The organism is Amycolatopsis sp. NPDC102389 (assembly GCF_044765885.1).
GTDB lineage: Bacteria > Actinomycetota > Actinomycetes > Mycobacteriales > Pseudonocardiaceae > Amycolatopsis.
The window spans coordinates 90,704-110,311 of the sequence record NZ_JBIWKX010000024.1 but is presented as its reverse complement, the minus strand read 5'-3'; the positions used below and the strand labels follow the sequence as shown (position 1 = coordinate 110,311).

The 19,608-nt window shown below is 69.5% G+C and carries 20 protein-coding genes; 5 read left to right on the top strand and 15 right to left on the bottom strand.

The features are described from left to right. Positions 1 to 117 precede the first annotated feature (117 nt). The 4 genes from ACIRGA_RS21520 to ACIRGA_RS21505 form a co-directional block, all read right to left on the bottom strand. On the bottom strand, positions 118 to 972 hold the full coding sequence (locus tag ACIRGA_RS21520) for an NAD(P)-dependent oxidoreductase (RefSeq protein ID WP_400943515.1): 855 nt from the start codon (positions 970 to 972) through the stop codon (positions 118 to 120). A 78-nt stretch (positions 973 to 1,050) separates the two neighbouring features. Beyond that, positions 1,051 to 1,788: a GNAT family N-acetyltransferase gene (locus ACIRGA_RS21515; RefSeq protein ID WP_400943512.1), complete on the bottom strand. Its 738-nt coding sequence runs from the start codon at positions 1,786 to 1,788 to the stop codon at positions 1,051 to 1,053. A 54-nt stretch (positions 1,789 to 1,842) separates the two neighbouring features. Beyond that, positions 1,843 to 2,937 carry a glycosyltransferase family 4 protein gene (locus ACIRGA_RS21510; RefSeq protein WP_400943509.1) on the bottom strand — a complete coding sequence of 365 codons (1,095 nt, stop codon included), beginning with the start codon at positions 2,935 to 2,937 and terminating at the stop codon, positions 1,843 to 1,845. Between the two features lie 79 nt (positions 2,938 to 3,016). Beyond that, entirely contained in the window at positions 3,017 to 3,805 is a 789-nt protein-coding gene (locus ACIRGA_RS21505) for an inositol monophosphatase family protein (protein WP_400943506.1), read from the bottom strand. A gap of 17 nt (positions 3,806 to 3,822) precedes the next feature. On the opposite strand from ACIRGA_RS21505, the gene ACIRGA_RS21500 reads away from it, so the two are divergent. Further along, the gene (locus tag ACIRGA_RS21500; protein WP_400943503.1) at positions 3,823 to 4,518 is read left to right on the top strand and encodes a creatininase family protein; all 696 of its coding nucleotides are present in this window, start codon (positions 3,823 to 3,825) and stop codon (positions 4,516 to 4,518) included. On the opposite strand, the gene ribA is transcribed toward ACIRGA_RS21500, so the two are convergent. From ribA to ACIRGA_RS21475, 5 genes are read right to left on the bottom strand one after another with little or no spacing between them, the layout of a single operon-like run. Beyond that, positions 4,474 to 6,066 carry a GTP cyclohydrolase II gene (gene ribA / locus ACIRGA_RS21495; RefSeq protein WP_400943500.1) on the bottom strand — a complete coding sequence of 531 codons (1,593 nt, stop codon included), beginning with the start codon at positions 6,064 to 6,066 and terminating at the stop codon, positions 4,474 to 4,476. The two genes, ACIRGA_RS21500 and ribA, sit on opposite strands and share 45 nt — an antisense overlap. Continuing rightward, entirely contained in the window at positions 6,063 to 6,881 is an 819-nt protein-coding gene (locus ACIRGA_RS21490) for a methyltransferase domain-containing protein (protein WP_400943497.1), read from the bottom strand. Before ACIRGA_RS21490 ends, ribA begins: the two co-directional genes overlap by 4 nt. Continuing rightward, a complete protein-coding gene (locus tag ACIRGA_RS21485) occupies positions 6,878 to 7,948 on the bottom strand; it encodes a glycosyltransferase family 4 protein (RefSeq protein ID WP_400943494.1) in 1,071 nt (356 codons plus the stop codon). Before ACIRGA_RS21485 ends, ACIRGA_RS21490 begins: the two co-directional genes overlap by 4 nt. Then, positions 7,945 to 8,343 carry a 6-pyruvoyl trahydropterin synthase family protein gene (locus ACIRGA_RS21480; protein WP_400943491.1) on the bottom strand — a complete coding sequence of 133 codons (399 nt, stop codon included), beginning with the start codon at positions 8,341 to 8,343 and terminating at the stop codon, positions 7,945 to 7,947. Before ACIRGA_RS21480 ends, ACIRGA_RS21485 begins: the two co-directional genes overlap by 4 nt. A 21-nt stretch (positions 8,344 to 8,364) precedes the next feature. Continuing rightward, complete coding sequence (locus tag ACIRGA_RS21475) at positions 8,365 to 9,345, bottom strand: zinc-binding alcohol dehydrogenase (RefSeq protein WP_400943488.1); 981 nt, start codon at positions 9,343 to 9,345, stop codon at positions 8,365 to 8,367. Positions 9,346 to 9,405: 60 nt separating this feature from the next. Between ACIRGA_RS21475 and ACIRGA_RS21470 the strand changes: the two genes are divergently transcribed. Then, a complete protein-coding gene (locus tag ACIRGA_RS21470) occupies positions 9,406 to 10,101 on the top strand; it encodes a CDP-alcohol phosphatidyltransferase family protein (protein ID WP_400943485.1) in 696 nt (231 codons plus the stop codon). Here the strand turns inward: ACIRGA_RS21470 and ACIRGA_RS21465 are convergent, their stop codons facing one another. From ACIRGA_RS21465 to ACIRGA_RS21450, 4 genes are all read right to left on the bottom strand, one after another. Further along, on the bottom strand, positions 10,102 to 10,464 hold the full coding sequence (locus ACIRGA_RS21465; RefSeq protein ID WP_400943482.1) for a tautomerase family protein: 363 nt from the start codon (positions 10,462 to 10,464) through the stop codon (positions 10,102 to 10,104). Between the two features lies 1 nt (position 10,465). Next, the gene (locus ACIRGA_RS21460; protein ID WP_400943479.1) at positions 10,466 to 11,029 is read right to left on the bottom strand and encodes a TetR/AcrR family transcriptional regulator; all 564 of its coding nucleotides are present in this window, start codon (positions 11,027 to 11,029) and stop codon (positions 10,466 to 10,468) included. Positions 11,030 to 11,250: 221 nt separating this feature from the next. After that, on the bottom strand, positions 11,251 to 11,832 hold the full coding sequence (locus ACIRGA_RS21455) for a hypothetical protein (protein ID WP_400943476.1): 582 nt from the start codon (positions 11,830 to 11,832) through the stop codon (positions 11,251 to 11,253). 100 nt (positions 11,833 to 11,932) lie between these two features. Beyond that, positions 11,933 to 14,509 carry an EAL domain-containing protein gene (locus tag ACIRGA_RS21450; RefSeq protein WP_400943472.1) on the bottom strand — a complete coding sequence of 859 codons (2,577 nt, stop codon included), beginning with the start codon at positions 14,507 to 14,509 and terminating at the stop codon, positions 11,933 to 11,935. 135 nt (positions 14,510 to 14,644) lie between these two features. On the opposite strand from ACIRGA_RS21450, the gene ACIRGA_RS21445 reads away from it, so the two are divergent. From ACIRGA_RS21445 to ACIRGA_RS21435, 3 genes are all read left to right on the top strand, one after another. After that, positions 14,645 to 15,796 (top strand): beta-ketoacyl synthase N-terminal-like domain-containing protein, encoded by a 1,152-nt coding sequence (locus ACIRGA_RS21445; RefSeq protein ID WP_400943469.1) that lies wholly within the window; start codon positions 14,645 to 14,647, stop codon positions 15,794 to 15,796. A gap of 108 nt (positions 15,797 to 15,904) precedes the next feature. After that, entirely contained in the window at positions 15,905 to 16,570 is a 666-nt protein-coding gene (locus ACIRGA_RS21440) for a DUF998 domain-containing protein (RefSeq protein WP_400943466.1), read from the top strand. A 55-nt stretch (positions 16,571 to 16,625) separates the two neighbouring features. Further along, positions 16,626 to 17,252: an AAA family ATPase gene (locus ACIRGA_RS21435; protein WP_400943463.1), complete on the top strand. Its 627-nt coding sequence runs from the start codon at positions 16,626 to 16,628 to the stop codon at positions 17,250 to 17,252. A gap of 147 nt (positions 17,253 to 17,399) precedes the next feature. On the opposite strand, the gene ACIRGA_RS21430 is transcribed toward ACIRGA_RS21435, so the two are convergent. Continuing rightward, on the bottom strand, positions 17,400 to 18,554 hold the full coding sequence (locus ACIRGA_RS21430) for a 4-hydroxybenzoate 3-monooxygenase (RefSeq protein WP_400943460.1): 1,155 nt from the start codon (positions 18,552 to 18,554) through the stop codon (positions 17,400 to 17,402). A gap of 73 nt (positions 18,555 to 18,627) precedes the next feature. Then, positions 18,628 to 19,569, bottom strand: coding sequence for a DNA polymerase domain-containing protein (locus ACIRGA_RS21425; RefSeq protein WP_400943457.1), 942 nt, complete (start codon positions 19,567 to 19,569; stop codon positions 18,628 to 18,630). Positions 19,570 to 19,608 lie beyond the last annotated feature (39 nt).

Sequence of the window (19,608 nt, the reverse complement as noted above, 5' to 3'; positions counted from 1 at the left end):
CACCACACAAGCCCTGGTCACCACGCCGACAGGCCGGTCAGTGTCCGTGAGGTCCTGAAACATCAACTGTCCGACATGTCCTGAACTCAGACATGTCGTTAGAACGACACTTGCCACTCACGACCTCACTCCTCCGAGGGCCTTGACGACGGCCACCATGTCCTCCTCACCGAGACCGAGCCGCTCGGTCTCGGCGTACAGGGCGCGGGACGCCTCGATCAGCGGCAACTCCAGGCCCGCATCACCGGCCGCCGCGGCGATCAGCTCGACGTTGGCCAGGACGTTCGCGATCGAGGCCTGCGGCGCGAAGTCCTCTTCGATCAGCTTGGGCACCTTGACCCGCAGGATCGGGCTGGCGAGCTGCCCCGCACCGAGGACGTCGGCGAGCAGGCCGAGCTCGAGCCCGTGCGCCCTGGCGAACTGCACCGTCTCGGCCAGCGAAGTCACGACCGCGGTCAAGTGCACGTTGACCGCCAGCTTCATCAGGAGCCCGTTGGGGACAGGCCCGCAGTACACGGTTTCCCGGCACATCGGCCCGAACAGCTCCCGGATCTCCTCGACCGCGCCGGGGTCGCCGGCGAGCATCGCGACCAGTTCACCCGCCTCCGCCGGGACACGCGAACCCGAAACCGGCGCCTCCACGTACTTCGCCCCCGCCGCGACGAGATCCGCCTCCAGCGGTCGGGAATGACCCGGTGCCGTCGTTCCCATGTGGACGATCGTGCGCCCCGCCACCCGCCCGGCGAACTCGGGCCCGCCGCGGCCGAGCACGGCGTCGACGGCGGCCGCGTCCTTGAGCATCAGGATCACGACGTCGCACCGTGCGAAGAGCTCGGCGACGTCGGCCACCTGGTCGGCCTTGCCCGGTGTGCGGTTCCAGACGAGCAACGGGATCCCGGCCCGCGCCAGATTCCGTGCCATCGGCGCGCCCATACTGCCCAGCCCGGCGAACCCGACCCGCGAGATGTCCATGGATCCACTGTGCGGCACCGGCGGGCGACACTACGCCCGGTGCGACGATTCCGGCGGAAATCGCGAGGATTGGGCCGCTCAGAACGGATGCTCCATCCACACGTTCGCCTCCACGTACACCCCGAGATCCCGCTCGACGTCCGCGTGCACCGGCGCGATCCCGCCGGGGATCACGTTGTCGCCGTCGACGAGGTTGACGCCGCTCCACTCCTTCCAGTCCGCGATCGAACCCGAGATGGTCACCGCGAACGGGCACACCTTGATCATCCGCGCGCCGAGCCGTTCGTGGGTGCGCAGCCAGCGATCGGCGAACAGCCCGTCCTCGCGCCGCCGGACGGCGTATTCCTCCATGGGGGCATCGGGTTCGTCCTCCTTGCCGATCGGGCGCACCGAGACGATCAGCCGTTTCAACCCCGTCTCGGCGGCCCGCGCCTTCAGTGCCTTGAGCATCGGCGTGGACAGGCCCGTCCCGCGCATCCGCGGCGCCACAACGACTTCGAGTGCGCACAGGGTGTCCGGCGCGCGGCCGTCCATCAGATCTTGCGCGGCCCACTGGATCGCCTCGTCCCAGCCGTGCGCCGGCAGTTCCCGGCGGTCTTCGGCCGGATAGGTCAACGGGACGGACAGCGCCCGGGCGATCGGTTCGCCGTCATCGTCCAGCGCGATCAGGAAATACCGGGACCAGTGGCGCAGGAAACGTTCCGGGGTGATCATCTTGCCGCTGGACCCGGCGTAGATGAACTCACCGCCGACATCGCCGAGATTCAGCGCGGGATCGAGGAGATCGGGACGGGACGCAAGATCGACGATTCGCATGCCGCCCAGTCAACCGAGCCGGTGACCGGCCCGATAGCTGCTTCCGGGCGATGATCAAGCCGGCTGACGCGGCGCGGCCTGCAACCGGGACAGGACGTCGGTGAGCCTGCCCGCGGCGACGTCCCATTCCTCGAGGACGCTGCTGCGCGCGAGCGCCGACGTCCGCAGGGAATGGCGGAGTTCGGCGTCGAGCGACCAGCGCAGCAACGCCGCCGCGAGCGCCGACGGGTTGTTCGGCGGCACCAGCAGGCCGGGGACCCCGCCGCCGGGCGCCGTGCCCAGTGCGTCGTGCGCGCCCGCGGTTTCGGTGGCCACCACGGGGATCCCGCGCGCCAGCGCCTCGGCGACGACCAGCCCCGAAGTGCCGCCGCGGGCGGGCAGGACCAGCAGATCCGCGCCGTCGTAGACCAGGTCGAGGTCGTCCGGCGGCTGGATGAGGCTGATCCGGGAGCCGAGCCCGAGCCGCTCGACCGTCCACCGCAGTTCGTCGACGTAAACGGGATCGTGGTGGGTCGCGCCGGCGAACACGCATTTGAACGCCAGTTCGTCGATCGTCGAGAGCGCCCGGATGAGCACGTCCTGGCCGTGGCGCGCGGTCATGGGCGCGAGACACAGCAGCCGGGAGACGCCGTCGGCTCCGGCGGCGAGCGGCGCCGCGTCCGTGCCGGGGGTCGCGACGTAGACCCGCGTCGGATCGAGGTCGTGCCGGTCGATCAGCTGCCGCGCGAGCCACGGCCCGGTGGCGACGATCATCCCCGTCAGCCGCAGGGTCTCCCGTTCACAGGCGTCGAGTTCGGCGGCCTGCGCCGGGTCGAGCGCGGGATCGTCGGCGAGCGGCCGATGGACCAGGACGGCCAGCCGGAGCCGCCGGGCGTGCGGGATCACGATCTCCGGGACCCCGCAGGCGACCGTGCCGTCGATCAGGACGACGGTGTCGTCGGGCAGCGCGGCGAGCGAACGGGCCAGTCTCGACCGGGACAGTGGCCCCGGCATCGGCCATTCCCCGGCGATCGGCAGTTCCAGCAACGGGAGGCCGGTGGCCGGCAGGTTCTGGCACATCCGGCGGTCGTATTCGCCGCTGGTGTCCTCGATGTCCCCCGGCAGGACGAAGACGACCGGTTCGGTCACGCGGACATTCGAGGTGAACACGGTTACCTCCAGATGCGGGCGCCTTATCAGGAGACACGGATACGGCGCCTGATCGGTTCACATCCGGGGCGAGAAATCTTCAGCCGTTCGCGCGTCCGACCGCCGCGACGATCTCGTCCCGCAGCCCGGCCCCGACCGCGATGGTCGCCGCCGAGCCCACCGTGTGGTCGGCGCCGTCGATGTCGACGACCACTCCCCCGGCCTCGCGCACCAGCAGGACACCCGCCATCGTGTCCCACGGCGCGTTGGCCAGTATCACGCTCGCGTCGAGTTTGCCGTCCGCGACCCAGGCCAGGTCGATCGCGGCGGAGCCGAGGAAACGGATCCGCTGCACGCGGCCGCCGAGTTCGTCCAGCAACGCGATCCGGACGCGGTTCATGACCTCCGCGCCCTCGCCGACCGCGAAGTCGCCGATACTCACGATCGCGTCGGACAGCTCCGTCGCTTTCGACGCTTCGAGACGATCTTCGCCCACGTACGCGCCCTGCCCCTCCGCGGCGGTGTAGGTGACGTCGAGGAACGGCAGGGAGATCGCCGCGACCGTGCTCTTCAGACCGTCGACGAGCCCGAGCGAGACACCGCACAGCGGAATTCCGCGCGCGAAGTTCGCCGTGCCGTCGACCGGGTCGAGCGCCCACCAGAGGTCCTTGTCGCCCTCGTGCCCGCGCTCTTCGCCGAGGATGCCGATCTCCGGTGTCTCACGCGCCAGGAATTCGCGGACGGCGTCCTCCACGGCGAGGTCGACGTCGGTCACCATATCGCGATCACCTTTGGCGGCAACGGAAAACGACGTCATCGAGCGGATGATCCCGGTGGCCTTGGCGACGGCCTCGCGGGCCACGGACAACAATGCGGCGTGGTCGGTCATATGGGTACCGTAGCCCGGTGAACCTGTTCCCGACGGCCACGACGGCCGACGAGCGCGCCCGCGGCGCCGAGGTCGCGGTGCTGCCCGTCGGCAGTTTCGAACAGCACGGCGCGCACCTCCCGCTCGCCACCGACGCGGTGATCGCGACGACGATCGCCGACGCCCTCGCCGCGGCGTATCCGGTGCTGCGGCTCCCGCCGATCACGATCGGCTGCTCGCACGAACACGCGGACTGGGCGGGCACGGTCAGCATCTCCGCCGCCACGCTGTACGCCGTGGTGAACGACGTCGCCGCCTCGCTGCGCCGTTCCGGCGTCCCGAAACTGGTGCTGGTGAACGCGCACGGCGGCAACTACGTCCTGTCGAACGTCGTGCAGGAATCGACGTCGCCGATGGCCCTCTTCCCCGGTGTCGAGGGCTGGCAGGCGGCACATGACGCGGCCGGGCTGGAAACCTCGCTGGACAGCGACATGCACGCCGGCGAGCTGGAGACCTCCCTTCTGCTGCACGCGCATCCTTCGCTGGTCCGGCCCGGTTTCACGGAGGCGGACCACCTCGCCGACGACAGGCGGCACCTGCTGACGGTGGGTCTGCGGCCCTATTCGGAATCCGGTGTGGTCGGGCGGCCTTCGCTGGCGACGGCGGAAAAGGGACGGCTGGTGCTGGAGTCACTGGTGGAGAGCTTCGGGGACACCTTGGCCGCTCTCGGCTGACTCGATCAGGTCCAGATGCGGCAGGAAATGGTGCATCCGTTCCTGTTTGGTCCGCAGGTACCGCAGATTCTCGTCGTTCGGCGTGACCAGCAGCGGCACCCGCTCGCTGATCCGCACGCCGTGCCGTTCCAGCTGGTCGACCTTCGCCGGGTTGTTGGACAGCAGCCGCACCGACCGCACGCCGAGATCGTTCAGGATCTCCGCCGCGGCGCGGTAGTCGCGCGCGTCCACCGGCAGCCCCAGCGCGATGTTCGCCTCGACGGTGTCGAGCCCTTCGTCCTGCAGCCGCATCGCTTTCAGCTTCGCGAGCAGGCCGATTCCGCGGCCTTCGTGCCCCTGGGCGTACACGAGGACTCCGGCTCCCTCGTCGACGATCGCCCGCAGCGCGGCGGCGAGCTGGTCGCCGCATTCGCAGTGCATCGAGCTGAACACGTCGCCGGTGAGGCATTCCGAATGGACCCGCGCCAGCGTGCCGGAGGTCGCGACGTCGCCGTGCACCAGCGCCATCTGTTCGGTGCCGTCGGCGTCCAGGTACCCATACGCGCGGAAGACGCCGTACCGGGTGGGCAGTCTGGTCTCCACGACCCTCTCGACGGTCATCGGGCTTCTCCTGTCTGTTCGGTGACTCTTGACAGAACGCGCGAGCAGGACGCCCGCACCGGGAAGGCTGGAGACGAGCGCGAGCACGCCGTAGACGACGGCCACGGTGACGCCCTGCGCCGAACCGAGGCCCGCGGCGCCGAAGAGCAGCGCGCAAACGCCTTCGCGCGGGCCCCATCCGCCGATGTTCAGCGGCAGGCCCATCGCGAGCAGGGCGAGGATCATCAGCGGCAGCAGGTCGCCGACCGGCGCGGTGACGCCCGCCGCGCGCGCGGCGACGACGAACAGGGCGAGGTGCCCGGCCAGAGTGGCGACCGAAAGCAGGCCTACCCCGGGCCAGGTTTCCTTGGTCAGCAGGCCGAGCCGGACGTCGGCGAGGGAGACGGCGAATCCGCGGCGCCATTTCGATCCACTGTGGATCCACCGCCTGCCCGCCGTCATCCCGGTGACGACGGCCGCGAACGCGAGCACGACCACCACGATCCCGGCGACCGTCACCACGCGATCGATCGGCGGCGGCACCACGGAAGGCGCGCCGATCACGACGGCGACCGAAGCGCCGATCACCACGATCTGCCCGGCTGTGCGCTCCAGCACCACCGCGCGGACGCCGCGCGGGACGTCGCCGGATTCGCGGCCGTGCTGCACGGCGCGGTTGACGTCGCCGAGGACGCCCGCCGGCAGGACACCGTTGAGGAACAACGCGCGGTAGTACTCGCCGACGGCGCTCGGCAGCGACAACCGCAGACTGAGCCTTCGCGCGACCAGGCACCAGCGCCAGGCGCTGAAAACCGTGGTGGCGAAACCGATTCCGAGCGCGGCGGCGATCCCGCCCGCGTCGACCTCGCGCAGCCCGTCCAGGAACGCGCCGGTGCCGAGCTGCCAGACCAGCACCCCGAGGATGGCGAGCGCGCCGAGGATCCGAAGCCAGGGCCAGAACCGCTTCACGCCGGCACCACCAGGAGATCTTCGTGCTGGATCACCGCGTTCAGCTCGCCCGCCGCGCATTGCGCGAGCCGCCACCGCAGGTAGGCGTCGCCGTCCTGGGCGAGTTCCGGCCGCTGCTCACACGCGGCGACGACCCAGCCGCTGAGCCATTCCGCGGTCAGCGCGGCCTGATCGGCCCCGAGCCGCCATGGGCTCGGCGCGCGCCGCACGGTGGCGCCGAGGCGTTCGAACACGCCGAAAGCGACGTCCACCGCGTCCGGGCCGAGCAGCCACCGGCCGTCGGTCACCCGGCGCTGGTGCGCGTTGAAGGCGTCGGAGATCTCGATGTCGAACTTGTCCTTGGGCGACAACACGACCCGGCCCGAAACGCTCAAGGTGAACAAGACCGCGCAGCGGGCTTCGACGCAGGCCTCCGCCAGCCGGGACATCTCCTCGGCGGTGAGCAGGTCGAGCAGCGCCGACGCCGCGACGAGCGAGGTCCCGGCGAGGTCCTCCGCCCGCAACCCGGTGATGTCACGCTGTTCGGTGACGACGGTGACCTCGCTTCCGTCCAACGCGTGCTCCGGACGGCTGGTGCGGGCCAGCGCGTGGGTGAGCAGTTCGGGATCGCGGTCGTGCAGGATCCAGCGCTGGCGGCCGGGCAGCCGCCTGGCCAGCCAGCGGCCGAGCGAACCGGTGCCGCAGCCGAGATCCCGGATGACGACCTCGTCCGGTCCGCGCAGGAACGCCCGCACCGGCTCGATCAGCTCGGTCGCGCGAGCGGCGGCGTCGGCGTCTTCACGCAGCTGGAGCCAGCTGGGCGCGTACCTGGTCATGCCGCCGCCGTCCGTTCGCTCAGCAGTACTGCGGCGACGCCGCGGGCGGTCGCGTCCCAGCCGGTTAGCGTCTCGCGGCGAAGGCGCGCGGAGGCGCGAAGGCGGTCACGCAGGTCGGGTTCGGTGAGCCAGCGACGGAGGGCCGCGGCCAGCGCGTTGACGTCCTCACCGGGGACGAGCATCCCGGGCACACTGCCGTCGGGCGCCCGGCCGAGCGTGTCCGGCAGGGCGTCGACGGCGGTCGTGAGCACGGGGATGCCGTGCGCGAGCGCCTCGGTGACGACCATGCCGTAGGTCTCCGCACGCGAAGGCAACACGAGAAGGTCTGCGCCCGCGTAGGTCGCTTCGAGCGCTTCGCCGGACCGGGGTCCGGTCAGGCTGAAACGGTCGCCGAGGGAGTGCCGCCGCAGACGTTCGACGTAGCGGGTCTCGCGGCGGATGGCGCCGACGCACTCACAGCTCCACGGGAGATCCTTGAGCGATTTCAACGCGTCCGCGAGCAGGCCCTGGCCCTTGCGCGGCGTCACGTTGGCGACGCAGATCAGCCGCGTCCCGCCCAGGCTCCCGGAAGCGACTTCGGCCTTGTCGGCCCCGGGTGGCACCGCGTGCACGCGGTGCGGGTCGAGGCCGTGGTGCTCGATCAGCCGTCGCGCCGCCCAGTCGCTGGTCGCGACCACGGCGTCGACCGCGCCGAGCGTCTCGGCCTCCAGCCGGTCCAGTTCGGCGGCGAGCGAAGGCGAAAGCCCCGTTTCGTCGGCCAGCGGCAGATGCACCAGCACCGCGATCGACAGCCGCCGCGCCGCGGGCCCGATCACCTCGGGCACCCCGCAGGCGACCAGCCCGTCGAGCAGGACCGCGGCACCGTCGGGCAGTCCGGCCAGCTTGCGCGCCAGCACCTTGCGCGTTTCGGTGTCGGGCCGCGGCCAGTTCCCGCGCACGGGGATCTCGTGGACCGCCACCCCCTCGTCGGCGAGGCCGTCGCACAAGCGGCGGTCGTAGACGTTGCCGCCGCTGGGCGCGCTCGAGTCGTCGATGTCGCCGGGAAGGACGACGTGGAGGTCGCTCACAGCGCACGCTCGTAGCTCGCCCACGCGACGTGGGATTCGTGGAGCGAGACGGTGAGCCCTTCGAGCCCGCGCGCGCCCTCACCGAGCGCTCCCGCGTGGACGCGGCCGGCGAGCCTGTCGGCGATGACCTTGGCGAGGAACTCGGTCGAGGTGTTGATCCCGGCGAACTCGGGCACGTCGTCGAGGTTGCGGTAGTTCAGGTCGGCGAGCACCGCTTTGAGCTCTTCGGTCGCCTTGCCGATGTCGACGACGATGTTGTCGGCGTCCAGTTCGGACCGGCGGAACGTCGCGTCCACCAGGAAGGTCGCGCCGTGCAGTGCCTGCGCGGGACCGAAGACCTCGCCGCGGAAGCTGTGGGCAACCATGACGTGGTCGCGGACGGTGATACTGAACAACGGACCTCCCGGGTCGAACCCTTAACGCGTGTCCTCCATCTGATAGGTGACACGGAGGCAGAGCGTTCCTGGTTCATTCGCGGCCAGACGCCCCACGACGTCCGGTAGTTCACGGAACTGACATTCCCCGCTGACCAGCACTTCAAAGCCCGGATCGGCGAGAAGACGCAAAGCGAGCGCCAAGCGGTCGGCGTAGCCCCGGTTCAGGCGACGGGACGACGAGACCATGCCGACCTGGCTGCTGCGGATCGCCAGCCGTCGTGAATGGAAGTTCTCGCCGAGCGGGACGCTGATCCTCCGGTCGCCGTACCAGCTCAGCTCGATGACCTCGCCCTCCGGCGCGAGCAGCTCCAGCGCCCGGGCGAGCCCGGCTTCGCTGGCGCTGGCGTGCACGACGAGGTCGCAGTCGCCCAGCGCGTCCTCCGGTGTCGAGAAGTCGACACCGAGCGCTTCGGCGATCTTCGCGCGCTCCGGGTCGACGTCGATCAGCTGGACCCTGGTCGCGGGGAAACCGGCCAGGAGTTTCGCGACACTGCTCCCGACCATCCCGGCACCGACCACGGCGATCCGGTCGCCGAGTTTCGGCGACGCGTCCCAGACTGCGTTGACCGCGGTCTCGATCGTCCCCGCGAGGATCGCGCGTTCCGGCGGCACCTCGCGCGGCACCGGCGTGACGGCCGACGCCGGGACGACATAGCGCGTCTGGTGTGGATAGAGGCAGAACACGACCTGTCCGGCCAGGTCATCCGGACCACGTTCGACCACGCCGACGTTGAGGTATCCGTACTTCACGGGACCAGGGAAGTCGCCTTCCTGGAACGGCGCGCGCATGGCCACACGTTGACTCGGTGGGACCTCGCCGCGGAAGACGAGCGTCTCGGTGCCGCGGCTCACGCCCGTGTACAGGGTGCGGACCAGTACTTCGCCGTCGCCGACCGGAGGGAGCGTGACCGGCCTGAGCTCACCGTCACCGGAGCCACTGAACCAGAAGGCGCGTTCCATCGTGTCCTCTCATGTCGGACCCTGGAAGCGGGGTCACCGCCACCATAACGAGGAGGCCTCGTGATCAACCCCGGAGTTTTCCTGGGGGTCCTCGTCCAGCTGGCGTTGCTGGGGACGCTGGACGCCGTCGCCGGGCTGGGCCCGCTGGGCTGGCTCACCGGAGCGGCCTACGGCCTCGCCGTGGGCGGATTCCTGACCTACGGCCTGAACCGGAGCACCGCGCGCTCCCTGGGCCCCGCCGACGCCGTCACGCTCGCCCGGTCCGGGCTGGTCGGCTGCGTGACCGCGCTCGTCGTCGACACCGCGGGCCGCGAGATCGTCACGATGGTCGTCCTCGCGTCGGTCGCGCTCGCCCTGGACGCCGTCGACGGCCAGGTCGCCCGCCGCACCGGAACGGCGTCGCCGCTGGGCGCGCGGTTCGACATGGAGGTCGACGCGTATCTGATCCTGATCCTGAGCGTGGTCGTCGCGCAGTCGCTCGGCCCGTGGGTGCTCACGATCGGCGCGATGCGCTACGTCTTCGTCGCCGCGAGCAGGCTGTGGCCGTGGCTGAACACGCCGCTTCCGCCGAGCCTGGCGCGCAAGACGGTCGCCGCGGTCCAGGGCATCGTGCTGGTCGCGGTGGCCTCGACGATCCTGCCGCTCTGGGCCGGTTTCGTGGTCACGCTGGGCGCGCTGGCGCTGCTGACCTGGTCGTTCGGACGCGACACGTGGTGGCTGCTGGAGCAGCACGCCTTCGCCGCCGCACCCGCCTGATCACGCGTACTGCGCTTCGCCGTTCCCGATCGACCAGTCGATCGGCTCGTTCTCCGTGATCGTGACGAGCACGTTCCGCGGCTCGGTCCCCGCGTACTCCTCGGCGAGTTCCGCGATCCGCCGGTAAAGGGCCTTCTTCTGCTCGTCGGTGCGCCCCCTCCGCATGGTGATCGCGACGAACACGACTCCCTCGTCGCGGTGGATCCCCAGGTAGTCGTCGTATTTAAGGGTGCCTTGGCCGTTGAGGACCTGGAAGCGGTCGTCGGCCGGGATGCCGAGCGCGTCGACCATCGCGTCGTGGACGGCGTTGCCGAGGGCTTCGAGCGTGTCGGTCCCGACGGCGTCGATACGGACGAAGGGCATGTCAGTTCTCCTTGGTGGCGAGCAGGCCGAGAGCGCCGTCGACGGCTTTCGCGAACACGTCCGGGGAGCCGGCGGCGCGGGCGAGGATGTACCCGCCCTGCAGCACCGCGACCAGCGCGGTCGCGGTGGCGAGCGGGTCGAGCTTCTGGTCGAGTTCGCCGGCCTCGCGCCCCTCGTCGAGCAGCTCGGCGAGACGGCCGGTGAGCCAGCCGAAGAACTCCTCGACCGGCTTTCGCAGATCCGCGTCGGCCATCACGTCGGGATCCTGGGCGAGCCTGCCGACCGGGCAGCCCTTGAGCACGGCGCGCTCGCGGCGCAGGTAGACGGTGACGCGCTCGACGACCGTGCCGGGACCGGAGAACTCGGCCTCCGCCCTGGCGCGCAGATCGTCGGCGCTGCGAGCGATCGCGGCGAGCGCGAGCTCGGACTTGCCCTGGAAGTGGTGGTACATGCTGCCCTGACCGGCGCCGGAACGTTCCTGGATCGCCTTCGGGCTGGTGCCGACGTAGCCGCGTTCCCACAGGAGCTCGCGGGTGCTCTCGATGAGCTGTTCCCTCTTGTCCACGCCTTGGACCGTACATACTAGTAGGTACAGAGACAAGTCGACCCCGCGGGGAGCAAGGGACCTTTGCTACCACTTTCGCGCTTTCCCGCAGGTCAGCGCCCACATTCCGCAGTTAGTCGACCAACTGCGCCCCACGAGGGGCCGCCTGTCCGTGAAGGCCTCCTTGAGGGACTCTGGGTCCCTCAAGGAGGCCTTCACGGACCACCCAAGCAACCCAAGACTCAAGACCGCGACTCATGCCCGAACCGTTCCCACTCCCGGTCCCAAGCCGCCGACCGCGCCCGGTCCAGCAGGTGCCGAGCCGTCAGATACCCCGCCGCCAGCAGCGTCACCGCGCCCAGCCACACCCCCACCCCGACGCCGATCCCCGTACTGGTCGCGTCCAGCGGCAGCACGGGCGGCCCGGTCACGGCACCGGACTCGTCGAGCCACACGGTCACCGCCTCCCCCGCCGAAGCGCCGAGATCGGAGATGACAGGCGCCTCCCGAAAGCCCCCGTCCGGCAGCGCCCAGCGAGCCGGCACCCGAGCGGTCTCCGCGGAAGGCGTCCCATCGACACCAACGCGCGCCGACGGAGCGTCTTCGAGCAGGAACGCGGTCGTCGAGTGACGCGAAGCCGTCTCGACGGCCGAGCGCGCCATCATGGTCGCGTAGGCCTCCGAACCGGCGGCCGCGGCGAGCGGCACACCGAGCAGCGCGATCAGGACGCCGACGACGAGGATCGCCGCCTCGACCCGGTCCGCGCCGCGGGCGAGCGGATTCCGGCCGAGGTGGATCCGGCGCCACAGGTACACAAGCGACACGACGGACCTCCTTCACCGACAAAGCGTGCGCCGGGAAGAGCCCGAGGAACAGGAGGCTTTGGTCCCGCATCCAGGACCACGTACGCGGTGAGCGCCCGGTTCACCGCACAACGTGTTCGTACGCGGGTTTCAGGTCTTCGACCCGGCCCGGCGGCGCCACGAGCGGCCCCTTCGCCCAATCGCAGCCGAGTTCGTGCAGGACCTCCAGTTGCCGCGCGGTCTCCACCCCTTCCGCGACGACCACGAGGTCGACGGCGTGCGCCATCGCCATGATCCCGGCGACGATCGGTTCGGCGTCGCTCGACCGCCCGAGGTCGGCCACGAACGACCGGTCGATCTCGATCACGTTCAGATCGAGGCGGCACAGCTGAGCGAGCGACGAATACCCGGCGCCGAACCGTTCCGCGGTCACCCGCACGCCGGTCTTCCGCAGCGCGTCGACGGCGTCGGCCGCGTCCTTCAGCGCCGTCTCGTCGACGTCGAGGCTCAGGTCCTGCGGCCCGAGGCCCGCCCCCTCCAAGGTTGTCTGAACCACTTGTAGCAACGTGGGATCGCCCAGTTGGCGGACCGAAAGGCTCACATTCACATTACAGTGCACAGCATGATCGGCACGCCATCGAGAGATCTCGCAGGCGGCCTTGGCAAGGACCTCCGCACCGATGACCGTCAAAAGATCGCCGTCGTCGGCGAGCTCGGCCAATTCCGCCGGATCGATCGGCCCGCGGACGGGATGATCCCAACAGGACTTCGCCTTCACCGCGACCATGCCACCGGTCCGCAAATCGACGACCGGCTGATAAACGGTCTCGACCAGGCCTTCGGCGACGGCGTTCCGCAGATCCTGTTCCAGCGCGAAACGGTCTTGAACGCGTTTACGCATGATCGGCGCATAGAACGCGTAACGGCCGGGGCCGAATGTTTTCGCTTGATACATCGCCAAATCGGCGTCTTCCAGCAATTCGTCGGCGCTGCGCGTATCGCCCGATTCGGCGATCACTATTCCAATGCTCGTATTGATATGCAGTTCGCGGCCGTGCACGGTGAGCGATTCGGCCAGCCGTCGCTGGAGATGATCGGCCAGTGCCCGCACCTCGGCGGCTTCGGTATAACCGGTGGTGATGACCAGGAACTCGTCCCCGCCGAGCCGTCCGACCAGGTCCGAAGGCCCGGCGGCGGCCCGCAGCCGGTCGCCGATGATGCGCAGCACCTGGTCGCCGACGGTATGCCCGAGCGAATCGTTGATGATCTTGAACTTGTCGAGGTCGATGAACATCACCGTGGCCGTCCGCGCCGGATCGGCGATCGTGCGGCGCAGATGGTTCAGCGCGAACGTGCGGTTCGCGAGCCTGGTCAGCGGATCATGCGTGGCTTCGTAGGCCAGCCGTTCGCTGATCGCCCGCCGTTCGGTGATGTCGGCGAAGGAGGTCAGCACCGAGGGCACGCTCTGACCCGGCGCCATCAACGGTCCCGACGTCAGCGAAAGCCACCGGTGCGCGCCGTCGCGCCGCCGCACTTGCACGACCCGCCCGGTCTCGACCTTTCCGGACCGCCGCACGCGCGCGGACGGCAGATCGTCGACGGGCACCGGAACGCCGTTCTCGTCGTGCAGCCGCAGCGTCCGGCTTTCCAGCCCGACCAGGGAACCCGGCGGCACCCCGGCGATCCGGTGCGCCGCGGAGTTCGCCAGCTCGATCCGTCCACCCGGGCTGACCAGCAGCACTCCTTCGTCGAGCGTCTCGACGACGGTGGCGAATTCGGCTTCGGCCCGGCGCTGCGCGGTCTCGTCGGCGCACAGCAGCACGTATCCGTCGAACATTTCGGCCGCGGAGACGCGCACCGCGAGCGCCGTGCCGTCGGCGCTGTAATGCGTCGCCTGCACGACACCGCCCGCCGCGACGACCTGCCGCGGGCTCATCGGCGCGCCGACGACCTCCGCCACCGGGACGCCGATGACCTCGTCGAGGTCGTGCCCGTAGACGGCCTCGGCCGCCGGGTTCCAGCTGGTCACCAGCCCGTCGGGCGAGGTCGCGATGATCGCGTCGCTCGCGTGGCCGACCAGCGCGGCTTGAAACCGCAGGCCCGCCTCGGCCGCCTTCTGCGTGGTCAGGTCGCGCATGATCACCTGATACGCGGGTTTGCCCTCCCAGGTGGTGAGCACCGCCTGCGATTCGACGGCGACGCCGTGGCCCTGCAGGGTCCGCAGCGTCATCTCGGTCGGTTCGCTGAACGAGCCGGGCGACTCCAGCGAGCCGATCCGCGCCAGCAGCGCGTCCTGCGACCCCGCGTCGACCAGATCCGTGATGTGCATCCCGATGATCTCGGTCGACACCTTCGCGCCGACGAAGCGCATGGTGGCCGAGTTCACGAACACGACTTTGCCCCGCTGATGGACACAGATCCCGTAAGGGCTCGCTTCCACCATCGTGAGATATTGCGTTCCCAAAGCGCCGCCGTCGGAGTTTTGCTCCAAAAGGCGGTACCCCTGACCGAGAAAGGCGAGCGCGGGTTCGCCGCGCCGATCCCTCTCGGTGGACAACTCGGTCAGCAAACGGACGAGCGACGCGTGCCGGCCGGGTTTTCCCACCGTGCGGGTCGCGGTGCCGTTCGCTGGCGAGGAATCCTGATCCGAGGGCCGGTGGGTGTCGGGAGTCCCACCGTCGAGATCGTCAGGATCCATCTTGATCCAAACCCCCTACTCGACTGATGTAGCTTCCGATTAGATCACTAAATCGACGTAGCCGTCCTCCCCGGACAGCTGATCGGTGCGGCAATTCCACCCTGGCGTTGACTGAATGTAGTTGAAGGGAAACACGTGCGGAGCAAAACAGACATCTGCGGCATCGGCGCCGTAACCGCCTACGGCTGGGGACGCGAATCCCTGTGGGAGGGCCTGGCGAGCGGCGTTCCCTGCGCGCAATTCACCGAAGGCTTCGGAGAAACCCCGGATCTGCCCGGCTGGGTCGCACACGTCGCCGAGGGCGGCAAGGCGCGGGACGGCAGCCTGCACGCCCGCGCCCTGCTCGCCGCGGCACGCGAGGCGATCGAAGACGCCGGCGCGCGCGGCTGGACGCCCGGACGCCGGGTCGGCGTCATCTCCGGCGGCGTCCGCGAAGACCTGCGCACCTGGGACAGGCTCACCGAACTCGGCGAACAGCTCATGTACCGGCGCGAGTTCATCGGCATGATGCCCTCGACGCCGATCGCCACGCTCATGGCGGAGTTCGGCTTCCACGGCCCTTCGATGGCCACGTCCGCGATGTGCGCGACCGGCAGCGCCGCCGTGCTCACCGCGAAGATGTGGCTGGACGCGGACATGGCCGACGACGTCGTCGTGGTCACCACCGATCTGTCCGCGACCAGGCCGATGGTGCGCAACTTCGTGCACTGCGGGGTGGCGGTCACCGACTTGCCCCCGCTCGAGGCCTGCCGTCCTTTCCAAGAGGGCACAAAGGGTTTCACCTTCTCCGAGGCCGCGGTCGCGGTGGTGCTCACCCAGCGGAAGACCGACGCGTACGCGACGCTGCGAGGCGGCGCAATGACCCATGAGGCGCACAACGCGATGGCTCTCGACCCCGATTCGACGAACGCGATCGAGGCGGTGACCGGCGCGCTCGAGAACGCGGCCGCCGCACCGTCGGACGTCCGTTACCTGAACGCGCACGGAACGGGGACGAAACTCTGCCACCGCACGGAATCCCAGATCCTCGAAGCGGTCTTCCCCAGCGAGACCGGGATCTACTCGATCAAACCGCTGACCGGGCACAGCCAGTCGGGCAGCGCGCTGACCGAGATCGCGGCGATCTGCCTCGCGGCGGAGCGGGACCTGATCCCGGCGCCGAAACCGGTGGCGGACGGGCATCCGCAGCTGATGGACGGGCCGTCCCGGCCGGAAAGCGGGCTCACCGTCAAGACGTCGATCGGGATGGGCGGGTACGTCGCGGCCGTCGTACTGGAAACCGCCTAGCGAGCAATTCGATAACACACGGTCTCAACGTCGTCACGAAACGTCATTCTCCGTGCTCAGCTGGTCGATACTTCCCAGTAGCGACAAGCGCTGAGCACGGAGGCGACCATGAGCGCGCGAACGGCATCCGACAACCTCGTCCGCAACTACCTGTTCTTGCGACGCGCCATAGGTTTCCTCGGGATCGGGCTGCCCTTCGTGCTGGTCTTCGGGAAGCTGGTCGTCGACGGTGGCGGCCTGCTCAATTCGATCAGCGGCTACTACTACTCGGGGATGCGTGACGTCTGGGTCGGCGTCATGTGCGCCATCGGCGTCTTCCTGTTGTCCTATCGGGGTTACGGCCGGGTCGACGACATCGCCGGGAACATCGCGGCGGTGGCCGCCGTCGGGGTGGCGCTCTTCCCCACGACACCGGCGAACGGTGATCGCACGGACGAGATCATCGGCTCACTGCATCTCGGCTTCGCCGCGGTCTTCTTCCTCACCTTGGCGTTCTTCTGCATCGTGCTGTTCACCAAGTCGGACAAGGAGATCCCCGGCGCCCGCAAACCCGAACGGAACCGGCTGTACGTCGCCTCGGGCGTGATCATGCTGGTGTGCCTGGCGTTGATCGTGCTCTGCGGGCTGGTGTTCGACGACCTGACGAAGGATCTGTATCCGGCGCTGTGGCTGGAGTCGGTGGCGATCCTCGCGTTCGGCGTCGCGTGGCTCACCAAGGGCGGGACGCTGCTGCCGGACAAGACGGCGCTGCCGGGAACGCGGGTGACGGCCTGACCTGTGCCGATCAAGGTAAAGGAACCTTTATCATCGGCCGGGTCGTTGACGCCGTATGACCGATCGCATCGCACTCCGGCTCGGCCGTCGCGACCTGCTGGTGGTGGCGGGGATTCCCGGGGCTGGCAAGACCACCCTGCTGTCCCGGGCGGCGACCGGCGCGCTACCGGTGCTCGATTCCGACCAGGTCCGCGCGCGGCTGCGCGAACGGCTGCCTCCCGCGCTGCCGTACCGGATCTACCGGCCGCTGGTCCACCTCTGGCATCGCGCGCGGGTCGTCCGTTCCGCACTGGCGGACGGCGGCCCGCTCGTCGTGCACGAACCGTCGACCAGGGCCACCACCCGCGGCCTGCTGGCCCTACTCGGCCTGCTGAGCCGCCGCCCGGTCCGGTTGCTGTGGCTCGACGTCGCCCCGGAGGACGCCCGCGCGGGCCAAGTCGCACGCGGGCGCGTCATCCGGCGGCATTCGTTCGCCCGCCACGTCAAAAGGGCCGAAAAGGTACGCCGGGCCCTGCGTGAAGGCTGGGTCCCGGCGGGCTGGCACAGCGCGCGGATGGTGACCCGCGAGGTCACCGGGGCGCTGCGGTTCGTCACCGAGGAGGAGCCGGGGAGACACCGCTCAGGCGGCGTCCGGCTCCTCCGCGTCGAGCGGCCCGCACCGCCCTCCGTCCGCGCGGGCTAGCGGTTCCGGCTCTGGTTCGTCCGCGGGGCGGGGACGGTCGGGATGCGGGTTCAACGGCGTCCAGCGAATGCGTACCGGCATCGTCGTTCGTCCTTTCCACTCCGCGAAGGCCCTCTTACCGGGATACGGACGCGACGAGCGATCGGTTCAGATACCCACATAGTTCTCGGCGAAGAAGTCTTGATGCGCACGGGAAACCCGCAGGCTCTCCAGTCGCGCGTCCCGCAGCGCCCGCTGGAAGACGGCCTCGTCGTCGTATCCCGCCGGGCCGTGCAGAAGGTTGATCATCCAGAGCGAGAACTCCTGCGCACGCCAGATCCTCGGCAGGCATTCGGCGGAGTAGCGATCGAGCGCCGTCCTGTCGTTCGCGGTGTGGGCTTCGATCAACGCGTGCGCCAGGATCTCGGCCTCCATCAGCGCGAGATTCGCGCCCTTCGCGGCGGCGGGGCTGATGAGGCTCGCCGCGTCCCCCGCGAGGAACAGGTTCCCCCGCTGGATCGTGTCCATCACGCGCGAGGCCATGTCCACGATCCGGCGCTCGATGATGGCGCCGCGTTTGAGCTCGCCGTAACGGTCGGCTCGCATCCGCAGGTGCAGTTCGTCCCAGATCCGGTCGTCTCCCCAGCCCTCCGGATCCTCGCCACGCGGGACTTCGAGGTAATAGCGTGTCACCGTCGGCGTCCTCGCCATATGCCCGGCGAATCCCCGTTCGTGGATCGCGTAGCCGATCGCGGACATGCTCGGCGGCGCCTCGGCGAGGATCGCGAGCCACGAGATGTCGTGATCCCGCCGGAAGACCCGCGCGGGGACGGATCTCAGCGACACCCCGCGCCTGCCGTCGCAGCCGGCGATGTACTTGGCACGCAACAGAAGATCATCGGCGATGACCGTCGCGTCCATCCCCGACACGGAGGTGACCTCGGTGCCGAACCTGATCTCCCCGCCGCGGGCGAGGAATTCCGCGATCAGGTCGGTGACCAGGAACTGTTGCGGATAAACGGTGTGCACCTCGCCGTTCCCGAGCTCGCTGTACTTGAGCTCGAATTCGGCCTGATCATTGCGGAAGGCGCAGGTGTCGTGCCTCGCGCCCTTCTCGATCAGCCCGGCGGCGAGCCCGTTCTCGGTGAGCACACGGACGCTGTTCGCGGCGAGGAAACCCGCCCTCGCCCGGTTTTCGACATGTTCACGGCTTTGCCGTTCGAGGATCAAGCAGTCGATTCCGGCGGCCCGTAACAGGTTTCCCAGTACGAGCCCCGCCGGACCGGCCCCCACGATCACCACGTCGGCATCGATCTTTCCCACGAAAGCCCCCAGTACCTTCGCCCGCCCCCAGCGCGGTCCAAGGTACACAAAAACGCCGTGGCGCCGTGGGCGTTCAGTCCTTCCGGTCGCGTGCCCTCGCCCGGCGCTTCCCTTCGTGCATCGCCACGACCCGCGCGATCGGGATCGTGTGTCCTTGCTCGACGAGGTCTGCGGGCAGGGCCTGCGGCTCCGGCATCGACTCGGCCCAGGGATCCTTGCCGCCCAGGAGATCGGGCGCCGTGCGCACGGTGAAATCGGCGGGAACCACGTTTTCGAGCTCGTCCCAGGACACCGGGAACGACACCGTCAGCCCTGGCCGCAGCCTCGGGCTGTACGCCGCCGCGACGGTGTTGCCGCCCGCCCGCGTCGGATCGAGGTACACCTTCCCCTCGCGGTCTTCCACGATGTACGCGGTCGTCGCGAGCGACGGATCGAGCCGCTCCGCACGGGCGGCGAGCGCGCGGGTCGCGGCCGCGACGTCTTCGAAGCCTTGTCCCGGCACGAGCGGGACGAAGATGTGCACTCCCTTGGAACCACTGGTCTTCACCGTCCCGACGAGCCCGGAATCGGCGAGCGCCTGCCGCACCAGCACCGCGGCCTTCACGACGTGCGCGAAATCGTCCCCGGCGGGCGGATCCAGGTCCAGCACGAGATGGGTCGGCCCCGCGTCGGCGTCCGCGGTCATCAACGTCGGGTGATACTCGACGGCGCGCTGATTCGCGAACCACAACAGCGTGCGGCGGTCGTCGCAAAGCGCGTACGACACCTGCCGCTTCGACGTCTCCGCCCACATCCCGTACCGCTTCACCCAGTCGGGCGTGTACTTGGGCAGGTTCTTCTGCATGAACGGGCCCTGGCCGCGCAGGATGCGGATCACCGAAAGCGGCCGGTTAGCCAGCACCGGGACGAGACGGTCCGCGACGGCGTCCAGATAGTCCACCAGCTCGCGTTTGGTCACGCCCTCGAACAAGGGCTGGTCGAGGTTGGTCAGCTTGACGCCGTCCCGTTCGCACATGGGACGAGCCTGACATAAAAGCCTCGTGAGCGGTAACGA

What these genes read in the sequence shown, in the direction of transcription:
- ACIRGA_RS21520 (WP_400943515.1), bottom strand. Translation starts at nt 972, where the DNA reads ATGGACATCTCGCGGGTCGGGTTCGCCGGGCTGGGCAGTATGGGCGCG.
- ACIRGA_RS21515 (WP_400943512.1), bottom strand. Translation starts at nt 1,788, where the DNA reads ATGCGAATCGTCGATCTTGCGTCCCGTCCCGATCTCCTCGATCCCGCG.
- ACIRGA_RS21505 (WP_400943506.1), bottom strand. Translation starts at nt 3,805, where the DNA reads ATGACCGACCACGCCGCATTGTTGTCCGTGGCCCGCGAGGCCGTCGCC.
- ACIRGA_RS21490 (WP_400943497.1), bottom strand. Translation starts at nt 6,881, where the DNA reads ATGACCAGGTACGCGCCCAGCTGGCTCCAGCTGCGTGAAGACGCCGAC.
- ACIRGA_RS21475 (WP_400943488.1), bottom strand. Translation starts at nt 9,345, where the DNA reads ATGGAACGCGCCTTCTGGTTCAGTGGCTCCGGTGACGGTGAGCTCAGG.
- ACIRGA_RS21465 (WP_400943482.1), bottom strand. Translation starts at nt 10,464, where the DNA reads ATGCCCTTCGTCCGTATCGACGCCGTCGGGACCGACACGCTCGAAGCC.
- ACIRGA_RS21450 (WP_400943472.1), bottom strand. Translation starts at nt 14,509, where the DNA reads ATGGATCCTGACGATCTCGACGGTGGGACTCCCGACACCCACCGGCCC.
- ACIRGA_RS21440 (WP_400943466.1), top strand. Translation starts at nt 15,905, where the DNA reads ATGAGCGCGCGAACGGCATCCGACAACCTCGTCCGCAACTACCTGTTC.
- ACIRGA_RS21435 (WP_400943463.1), top strand. Translation starts at nt 16,626, where the DNA reads ATGACCGATCGCATCGCACTCCGGCTCGGCCGTCGCGACCTGCTGGTG.
- ACIRGA_RS21425 (WP_400943457.1), bottom strand. Translation starts at nt 19,569, where the DNA reads ATGTGCGAACGGGACGGCGTCAAGCTGACCAACCTCGACCAGCCCTTG.